This is a genomic window from Alteromonas sp. AO-Serp (assembly GCF_017849675.1).
GTDB classification, from domain to species: domain Bacteria; phylum Pseudomonadota; class Gammaproteobacteria; order Enterobacterales; family Alteromonadaceae; genus Alteromonas; species Alteromonas macleodii.
The window spans coordinates 1-10,412 of record NZ_JAFLMX010000318.1; the positions used below are offsets into that span (position 1 = coordinate 1).

A 10,412-nucleotide genomic window follows, 5' to 3' on the forward strand; every position below is an offset into this window, starting at 1 on the left:
CGACTTTTATGTGACCGAGAAAATGCTTCAGCACTTTATTAAACAAGTGCACGACAACAATTTCTTGCGTCCTAGCCCGCGTGTATTGGTATGTGTTCCATGTGGTTCAACACAGGTAGAACGCCGCGCAATTAAAGAGTCAGCCCTAGGCGCTGGCGCTCGTGAAGTTTACCTTATCGATGAGCCAATGGCGGCTGCAATTGGTGCGGGTTTACCGGTATCTGAAGCAACCGGTTCAATGGTGGTCGATATCGGTGGTGGTACTACAGAAGTAGCTATTATCTCACTTAACGGTGTGGTTTATTCATCATCTGTTCGCATTGGTGGTGACAAGTTTGATGAAGCTATTATCAACTACATTCGTCGTAACTTCGGTTCACTAATTGGTGAAGCAACCGCTGAACGCATCAAACATGAAATAGGTGCTGCCTATCCAGGTGAAGAAGTGCGCGAAATTGAAGTGCGCGGTCGCAACCTAGCAGAAGGCGTACCTCGCGGGTTCACGCTTAACTCAAACGAAATTCTTGAAGCGCTTCAAGAGCCACTAACCGGCATTGTTTCAGCCGTTATGGTGGCGCTAGAACAGTCTCCGCCAGAGCTTGCTTCAGACATTTCTGAGCGCGGTATGGTACTTACCGGTGGTGGCGCGTTACTTAAAGACTTAGATAGATTGCTAATGGAAGAAACGGGCATTCCAGTTGTTATTGCTGATGATCCGCTTACTTGTGTAGCACGCGGCGGTGGTAAGGCATTCGATATGATTGACCTTCACGGTGGCGACCTGTTTAGCTACGAATAAACAGGAAAGGCAACCGTAAGGTTGCCTTATTTGTATCATGGATACTATTTTTACCCGCGGCCCTTCGTTAAATAACAGGCTTACACTGGCGCTTGTGCTGTCGGTGATTCTGATATTTGTCGATCATAAGCTAGACGGTTTCAAATCAACGCGGGTTTATCTCAACTCATTAATGAGCCCACTTCAGTATTTAGCAAACCTTCCCGGTTTAATGCTAAATGAAAGTGCCCAGCGCCTTACCTCTCAAGAGCAATTGCTGGCCGAAAACCAGAAACTTAATAATCAGCTGTTGTTAATGAGCGAAAAGCTCCAGCAGTTCGATGTAATTGCGAAAGAAAACGCGCAATTACGAGAGTTACTGCAGGCACCTATTCGGGTTTCTTCTCGAAAAATGGTTGCTGAGTTAATGGCGGTGGATAAAAACCCGTACAGCCAGCAGGTGGTTATCAACAAGGGGGCGATAGATGGCGTATATCTGTCTCAGCCAGTTATTGATGATAAGGGCATAGTGGGTCAGGTAATGGAAGTTGGGTCTACAAACAGCCGTGTATTGCTGATTGCCGACGTTACCCACGCTATTCCTGTGCGATCTCTTCGAAACGATATTCGCTTTATCGCTACCGGAAGCGGCGCACTAAACGAGCTGTATCTAGAGCATGTTCCTCATAGTGTCGATATTCAAGAAGGTGACACATTAATTTCGTCTGGCTTAGGAAAGGTCTTTCCAGAAGGTTATCCTGTGGCAAGAGTGTCACAAGTCGTCCGAGATGAAAGCCGCCCTTTTGCTCGTGTTATTGTCACACCTTTAGCAAACCTAGACAGGCTTCGACACCTATTGCTGTTATGGCACACACCTGAGTCAGAAAATGAGTCTGATGCTAACTCAACTGACGACACTGATAAGCCAGCTGTAAACGAGGAAGAATCTTCAGATGCGTAAACGTAACCTCGTTATATGGGTTAGTCTGTTAGTTGCTCTGGTACTGCAAATTGTTCCACTGCCCACTCAAGTAGATGTGTACCGTCCTGACTGGGTGCTGGTTGTATTAGCATATTGGAGCATGGCGTTGCCCCACAGAGTGAATGTGGGTGTAGCCTTCTTAACGGGCGTAGCCATGGATGTATTGGTAGGCACAACCTTAGGTATTCATAGCCTTGGGTTGAGTATATGCGTATACGTTTTAGCAGCTAACTACCAGCGGTTGCGTAATTATTCTGTATGGCAGCAAGCCATTATTATCGGCCTACTATCGGCGCTATATCACTTACTTACATTTTGGGTGCAGCATCTACTGACTGATATTTATTTCCAAGTCGATTACCTGTGGCCAGTGATAACGTCAATGGTGTTGTGGCCGTGGGTATTTTGGCTGCTTCGACGCACGCGCAGACAGTTTTCAATTTCGTAACCCAAACACGTTCTCGATTAAACCAAAGGTAAGCCAATGACAAAATCGGTAGTGTTAGCGTCAGCCTCTCCACGACGCACCGCTTTGCTCAAGCAAATGAACATAGCCCATACAATACAGCCTGCCGATATTGACGAGTCGCCCCGTGACAACGAGCCACCGATGGAGCTTGTCGCAAGGCTTGCCAGTGAAAAAGCCCAAGTGGTGAAAGCATACCTTGAGGATCAGCAGGCAATGACCGACGACAAGGTTATTCTGGCCAGCGACACCCTAATATCGTTTAACGGACAAAGTGTTGGCAAGCCAGAAGACAAAGCAGATTCTAAGCGCATCCTCACTATGCTTTCTGGTAAAACTCATGACGTCCTTACCGCTATTTGTGTGCTTGATAACGCTCAGCAGCAGACTCAAGTAATTACCACATCTGTGACTTTTGCAGCATTGACGGATGAGCAAATTGACGCATACTGGGAAACAGGAGAACCTGCCGACAAAGCAGGGAGTTACGCTATTCAAGGTATTGGTGGTGAGTTTGTAGTTTCCATTAACGGCAGTGCAAGTGCCGTAATAGGCCTACCACTGTACGAAACCCGCCAATTACTTAATGCATTTGGAGTTGTGTCGTGAGTGCTGAACTGCTTATTAACGTTACCCCGTCAGAGTCACGGGTGGCGCTTATTGAAAACGGAATACTGCAAGAAATTCACGTAGAGCGTCATACCAAACGCGGTTTGGTTGGCAATATCTATCGCGGTAAAGTTAGCCGTGTATTACCGGGAATGCAGGCAGCATTTGTTGATATCGGTTTAGAAAAGGCCGCCTTCTTACATGCATCTGACATTGTCATTCACAATGAAATTGCTGAAGAAGTCTCGGCAAGCCATATTCAAAAGCAAGACATTCGCGAGTTGGTGCGAGACGGTCAAGATATTGTGGTTCAGGTAGTGAAAGATCCTATCGGTACCAAAGGCGCACGCCTTACCACAGACATTACTATCCCCAGCCGTTATCTTGTATTTATGCCTTCGGTGACTCACGTAGGCGTATCTCAACGCATTGAAGAAGAAGCAGAAAGAGAGCGCTTAAAGTCGCTGGTGCAAGAGTTTTGTGATGAAAACGGTGGCTTCATTCTGCGTACTGCGGCTGAAGGCGTGGGCAAAAACGAACTGCAGTCCGACGCAGCATTTTTGCGAAGGCTGTGGGATAAAATTCAGTCGCGTATGAAAAAGCGTAAGTCGAACGTGCTTTACGAAGACTTACCGCTAGCACGACGAGTGCTACGCGACTTTGTTGGTACAGAGCTCGACAGAATTCGAATCGACTCGAAACTATCATTCAATGAACTTCACCAGTTCACCAAAGAGTACGTGCCTGAAATGAACGGCAAGCTCGAATACTACCCGGGTGATAGACCTATTTTTGATTTATACGATGTGGAAAATGAGGCGCAGCGAGCCTTGGAACGCCGTGTCGATTTAAAATCTGGCGGCTACTTGATCATTGATCAGACCGAAGCGATGACTACAATCGATATTAATACGGGCGCTTTTGTTGGCCACCGGAACTTAGAAGAAACGATTTTTAACACCAATATTGAGGCGACGCAGGCAATTGCCCGTCAGTTAAGATTGCGCAACTTGGGTGGGATGATCCTTATCGACTTCATCGATATGATTGAACCAGACCACAAACGACGTGTCTTACACTCATTAGAGGTGGCGACGAACAAGGACAGAGCCAAGATAAATATTCACGGTTTTACTGCGCTAGGGCTAATTGAAATGACCCGTAAACGCACCCGTGAAAGCATTGAGCATATATTGTGCGGAGAATGCCCGGTGTGTAAAGGGCGAGGCACGGTAAAAACCATTGAAACCATTTGCTTTGAAATTATGCGTGAAATTGTACGGGTGAATCGCGCCTACGACGCAGACAAGTTTGTGGTTTACGCTTCACCAAAAGTGGCGGAAGCCTTAATGGGTGAAGAGTCTCATATGCTGGCAGAACTGGAAGTATTTGTGTCTAAACAAATCAAGGTTCAAACAGAAACATTGTACAATCAGGATAAGTACGACGTCGTCATGATGTAATGCATTAACGTATACAAAGGCAAAATGTGACAAATTTTTCGTCGGTAGCCGCTTATCTACTTAAGAAGTTTTGGCTGCTACTCGCCGTATTGCTTGTACTTTTCGCGCTTGTTTTAAGCGCTGCACGCTATGCTCTGCCGCATATTGAGCACAACAAACACCTGTTGGAAAATTATATTAATGAGCAGTATGGCGTAAACCTATCCATCCAAAGTGTGCATGCTGTTTGGCAGCGCAATGGTCCAAGTATTGTGCTCAATTCGGTGTCGTTGGCTAAAAACGATGCTTCCCCTGTTGCATTGGATATCAGGCAAATCTACGTCGAGCTAGATTTTTGGGAATCGCTACGCCACCAACTTATCTCATCTACCCGTTTTGAGCTGCGTGGTCTTAAGCTTGATATTGACGCCGATCGTCTTTCTGGAGGCGATAAGAATAACTTCCCTGTAGTAAATGCACTAGAGCGTCTGTTTTTAGAGCAGCTTCAAAGCTTCTCGTTAGAAGACGGGGTGGTATCTGTCACTCATCTTAATGAAACCAATTCATTTGATATTGAAAGTTTATCGTGGAACAACCATGAAGAGCGACACCAAGGTTTAGGTCAGCTTAAGGTTGCAGATTTAGCGGCTAACTCGGCGTCGTTTATAATTGATATCACGGGCACGCGGGAAGACTTTGACGGCGTGTTTTACGCCAAAGCAGAAGAGCTCGATATTTCTCCGTGGGTTAGCGATCTCATCAAAACCAAGCGTCCACTAGCGCAAAGCCGCGCAAACTTTGAAGTATGGACTAACTTTTCTCAAAGTGAAGTCACTAGCGTACAAGCCGAGCTTAGTGAAAGCCTTTTAGAGTGGGGCAGTGGCCGCGCGAAAACGGTAACAGGTATCAGCGGAGGTAGTCTTCAGGCGTTGCCTAACGATGAGAACAGACAGGGAGGCTGGAATGTCCGAGTGGATCAATTGGTGCTTAATTCGAGCAACGAGACCCTTACAACAGACCTAATTGGCAGTATAAGTGCAAATGGTGATGCGCTGATAAACACCGTAAAGCCAGTGCAAATTAACCCCTTTCTGCTGCTGTTACCGCTTTTCATGGATGATACCAGTGAAGAAGAAATACGCGGGCTTAATCCAAAAGGCGAGTTGGCCACGTTGCAGGTTCAATGGCACAACGGCCAGCCTTCTTTAGCAGCTAAAGTGCTAGATTTGCAGTGGGACAAAACAGATAAGGTACCAGGTCTTTCGTCGCTAGATGCAGACTTTTTCTGGTATAAAAATAATGGCGCTATCTACTTAGAGAGTGCGGATAGCTTACTAAGTGCCAACGGCGTAATTAAGAAAGACGTCAATATAAACCTGTTTAAATCTCAGTTTTATATTTACCCAGAGCAGATAGATAGCGAAGACAAGCAGTGGGTAGTAAAAGGCAGCGATATGCTGTTCGATAGTGATGTCGTTACTCTTCACCCGCAGTTTAAACTGAATACGTCGACAGGGTTTATGTCGCTTTATGTGGATGTAAGCCCATTGGCGCTAAATGAGGTGAGCAGTTTATTTCCCCCTTCTTTAATGGGGGCCAATACCGACAAATACCTTACTCGTGCGTTTACAGGAGAAGGTGAAATCGCAAATGCGCGCGTGCTGTGGCACGGTCGCACGAGTGACTTCCCGTTTGACGACAACACAGGCATTTTTCAGGCGTATGTCGATATTGAGCAGGGGGATTTTCTTTTTGCGCCAGACTGGCCGGCACTTAATAACTTAGACCTATCTTTGTATTTTGTGAATAATGCATTAGTGATGGAGAGCCCTAGTGCGACGCTTGCTGGTATGAAAATCAGTGATATGTCGGCTGCCATTCCAAGCTTTAGTCCAGATGCTCGCCTGATTATTTATGCCAATGGTACTGGCACTGGTAACGCGCTAACCGCGTTAATGATGGATTCGTCCCTTAAAAAATCTTTAGGCAAAGTACTTAACGAAGACGTGCAAATTGGCGGGCCTCTATCTGCCGATATAAAGCTTGATATCCCGTTTAAAGGCAAAGATGTGGTGGCATCGGGAACGGCGCACTTGTCGAATAACCCCGTTTTTGTTGCGACCACAAATATGCTATTTGATAAGGCATCGGGAGAGGTGTCATTTGTTAATGGCGATATAGACGCAAGTGGGCTTCAGGCGCAGTTTCTTAAACAGCCGGTGAACTTGTCGCTATCCGGTAGACAGGGCGACACATACGACCTAAATGTAGAGTTAGGCGGGCGATGGCATGTACACCCGCTGGCTAACTATGTGAATACAGACCTCACCGAATACATCGACGGCGAAAGTGATTGGAACACTACAGTTCAACTGTCGCTTTCAAACAGTGGGTTTAACTATACTGCCAATTTAACTGCAGATTTAACGGCGACACAAAGTGTATTGCCTGCTCCCTTCGATACGCCAGCGGGCAGCAGTTTACCGCTGCTTATTACCAGTAAAGGCGATAGCAAAGCATCAAATGTGGAGGCGTCACTTGGTGATAACATTCGTTTTGATGGCGTACTACCGCACAAAGAAATGCAGTTTTCACGTGCGCACTTGGCACTTGGCGAAAGCGATATAGCCAATATTGGTACAGGTTTTAGTATCAGTGCGAATCTAGCTCAAGCTGATGTGCAAGAATGGTTTACCACTATAAATATGTTACTTTCCGGTAAAGGGAAAGACACCAGCACCGCCGTTGCAAAAACAAATGCTCAATCGAGTATCCAATCAAACGAAAGCAAAAAAGCGAATTTGTTTGGTACTCCCTCGCGGATATTCGCCAAAGCCGACAAGCTAAATTTTGCTGGCCACAGTATTAAAGATGCGCAGCTTAGTGCAACAGAACGCAATAAAGATTGGATCCTAGACTTAGCGTCGCCTCAGGCAAGAGCCACTATTCGTATTAATAGTGATTTAGACGAGCAGGGCATTGAGATAAATGCCGACTATTTATCACTAGAGAAGCCTGCTCAAGCCGGGGGGGCGACAAAAAACGGTTCAGAGAGCGGCGTTGAGTTAGCTACGAATAGTGTTATGCCAAGTGAGGAAGGCGAGTCGCCCTACAATATTGACCCAAATACGCTACCGCCCATTTATTTTTATTGTCAGTCCTGTGGCGTGCACGGCATCGATTTAGGTGAAATTACCTTAGACATCGCGAAGGAAGAGAATGGTTTAGCCATTCGCCAGCTTCTAGTGAAATCTGATGAAACTAACGTTACCGCAACGGGTTATTGGAAGCACATGGGAGGCGAGATTCAAAGCGCGTTAAACGGAACATTAACGTCTCCCGACGTTGGGCAGATGCTAAAAGAGTACGGTGTTGAATCAGGTATAAAAGATTCTAGCGCAAATGTGGCGTTTGATATCAACTGGCCAAATGCGCCGATGGATTTCGGGTTTGAACAGCTAAACGGTAATGTTGAGTGGTCGCTCTCAGATGGGTATCTAACTGAGTTGAGTGATAAGGGGTCACGTATCTTTACCCTGTTTAGCTTGAACTCGTTAGTGCGGAAGCTCAGCCTCGATTTTCGAGACGTTTTTGCTAAGGGGTTTTTCTACGACGATATGGGCGGCACGTTAAGTATTGTTGATGGCAAAGCGTATACTGACGATACTGAAATTGACGGCGGCGCTGGTGAAATAGAGATCACGGGCTTCACCGATCTCAATACCGGTGGATTAAATTACAACGTATCGTTCGCACCGAACGTAACTGGGAACTTACCGTTTTTAGTGTATTTCTTGGCTACGCCGCCTACTGCACTCGCTGCTCTTGCCATAGATCAGGTGCTAACCTCTGCGAAAGTCATTTCAAATGTGAACTATCGCGTTACAGGTACCATAAAAGATCCTAAGTTCGACGAAGTTGAGCGCAACAGCAAAGACATCAGCTTACCTGCGCAAAATGCGCCTGTACCAGCCAACCCGCAAGACAGGCCAATAACGGAAGATGACGTACGCAGGCTTAAAATGGAGGTGATCGATGGTTAATTTAGTTGCATTACAAATGACATCTGCGCCAAGCGTGGAAGAAAATCTCGACACCGTTGCAAACGAAATGGCATCGGCAAAGATTGAGAAAGACAGTTTAGTTGTGCTTCCAGAGTGTTTTGCTTATTTCGGCGGTAAAGACAAAGGCCAACTTGCTGTGGCAGAAACAAAGGGCGAAGGTGAGATTCAGCGACGTTTGTCAGCGCTTGCTGCACAATATCAGTGCTATCTGGTTTCGGGTACGTTTCCAGTGAAAACCAATAGCCCAGAGAAGTTTTCCGCAGCCTGCATGCTGTTTGGCCCCGATGGTGATGTGTTGGCAGACTACCGCAAAATTCACATGTTCGATGTATCAGTTAACGACAACACGGGCAGTTATCGTGAATCGGCGACAACCGAAGCGGGCAGCAAGGTGGTTACTGTTGAAACGCCAATAGGCAACATTGGTCTTGCGGTGTGCTATGATGTACGCTTTCCAGGATTATTTACTGCAATGGGCGATATCGATATTTTGGTGTTGCCAGCGGCCTTTACCCAGCGCACCGGAGAAGCGCATTGGCATGCGTTGTTGCAAGCCAGAGCCATTGAAAAGCAGTGCTTTGTGGTAGCTGCAAATCAAAGTGGTGTGCATGCAAATGGCCGCGAAACATACGGTCACAGTCTTGTACTGTCGCCTTGGGGGGAGACCCTTGCCGAACGCAAAACCGACGTAGGGTTAGTCTCGGCAAAAGTAGATATTGCAGAAAGAGAAACCATTAAACAGAATATGCCGGTTGCCGAACATAACCGATTCAGGAGTCACTTTGTCTAAATCTGTTGAGCGTCATTTATTATCTGACTCAGGGCTAGATATCTCTAAGCTAGAGCGTGCTTTAGCGACTATTCATCGTCACGATACCGACTATGCCGATTTATATTTTCAGTCAAGCCAGCACGAAAGCTGGGTGTTGGAAGACGGCATTATTAAAGAAGGCAGCTATAACATAGAGCGCGGCGTAGGTGTGCGTGCAATTAGCGGCGAGAAAACAGGGTTCGCTTATTCAGATGAAATAAGCGAAGAAGCGTTGACCAAAGCGTGTAAAGCGGCTCGTGGCATTGCGCCAAGCGGCGGTTCACAACAAGTTGCTTCGCTTGGACAAAAACCAGTGCAAGCGCGATACAGCGAAAATAACCCTATTCTTGCGATGCAAGACGCTGAGAAAATTTCGCTTTTAAAAGCAGTAGATGCTTATATCCGTAAACAAGAGCCGTCTGCTAATCAGGTAGTGGTGAGCTTAAGCGGTGTGTATGAAGAAATTTTAGTTGCTGGCAGTGACAGTACTTTAGCTACTGATATTCGCCCGCTGGTGCGCTTGAACTGCTCGGTATTGCTAGAACAAGGCGATAGACGTGAACGTGGTTCAGCGGGGGCTGGTGGTCGCTATGCCTACTCGTTCTTTAAGCAAGACGAAAACGGAAAACCGTATTACGAAACCTTGGCAGAAGATGCCCTTCACATGGCACGCGTAAACATGCAGGCTGTGGCGTCACCGGCAGGCGCTATGCCTGTAGTATTAGGTAACGGTTGGCCCGGTGTATTACTTCACGAAGCGGTAGGGCACGGCCTTGAAGGCGACTTTAATCGTAAGGGTGCATCAACATTTAGCGGTCGCATTGGTCAGCGCGTTGCAGCAAAAGGCGTGACGGTTGTTGACGATGGCACATTAAACGACCGTCGTGGCTCGTTGTCGGTAGACGATGAAGGTACACCAACAGCGCACAACGTGCTTATTGAAGATGGTATCTTGAAAGGTTATATGCAGGATAAACATAACGCCAAGCTTATGGGCGTTGCGCCTACCGGTAACGGTCGTCGTGAATCTTATGCACACTTGCCTATGCCCCGCATGACGAATACTTATATGTTGGAAGGCCAACACGATCCGCAGGAAATTATCGCGTCTATCGACAAAGGTATTTACGCGCCGAACTTTGCTGGCGGACAGGTAGACATTACGTCAGGAAAATTTGTGTTTTCCAGCGCGGAAGCCTACTTAATTGAAAACGGTAAAATTACCGCACCGGTGAAAGGGGCTACCTTAATTGGTAACGG

8 protein-coding genes are annotated in these 10,412 nt (G+C 46.7%); all 8 read left to right on the forward strand.

Going from position 1 to position 10,412, the window contains the following annotated elements; genetic code table 11:
* On the forward strand, positions 1-799 hold a 799-nt coding region (locus QVA83_RS20015), incomplete at its 5' end, for a rod shape-determining protein (protein ID WP_287498868.1).
* 37 nt (positions 800-836) lie between these two features.
* Positions 837-1,739, forward strand: a complete 903-nt coding sequence (gene mreC, locus QVA83_RS20020) for a rod shape-determining protein MreC (protein WP_014978010.1) — start codon at positions 837-839, stop codon at positions 1,737-1,739.
* A complete protein-coding gene (gene mreD / locus QVA83_RS20025; protein ID WP_287498869.1) occupies positions 1,732-2,208 on the forward strand; it encodes a rod shape-determining protein MreD in 477 nt (158 codons plus the stop codon). Before mreC ends, mreD begins: the two co-directional genes overlap by 8 nt.
* A 36-nt stretch (positions 2,209-2,244) precedes the next feature.
* Positions 2,245-2,835 (forward strand): Maf family protein, encoded by a 591-nt coding sequence (locus tag QVA83_RS20030; protein WP_287498870.1) that lies wholly within the window; start codon positions 2,245-2,247, stop codon positions 2,833-2,835.
* Positions 2,832-4,298 (forward strand): ribonuclease G, encoded by a 1,467-nt coding sequence (gene rng, locus QVA83_RS20035; protein WP_014947913.1) that lies wholly within the window; start codon positions 2,832-2,834, stop codon positions 4,296-4,298. Before QVA83_RS20030 ends, rng begins: the two co-directional genes overlap by 4 nt.
* A gap of 26 nt (positions 4,299-4,324) precedes the next feature.
* Positions 4,325-8,320, forward strand: coding sequence for a YhdP family protein (locus tag QVA83_RS20040; protein WP_287498871.1), 3,996 nt, complete (start codon positions 4,325-4,327; stop codon positions 8,318-8,320).
* A complete protein-coding gene (locus QVA83_RS20045; RefSeq protein WP_287498872.1) occupies positions 8,313-9,131 on the forward strand; it encodes a carbon-nitrogen hydrolase family protein in 819 nt (272 codons plus the stop codon). The genes QVA83_RS20040 and QVA83_RS20045 overlap by 8 nt, the downstream gene beginning before the upstream one ends.
* Positions 9,124-10,412, forward strand: a 1,289-nt coding sequence (gene tldD, locus QVA83_RS20050; protein WP_287498873.1) for a metalloprotease TldD, incomplete at its 3' end; no start/stop codon positions are given. The genes QVA83_RS20045 and tldD, both read left to right, overlap by 8 nt.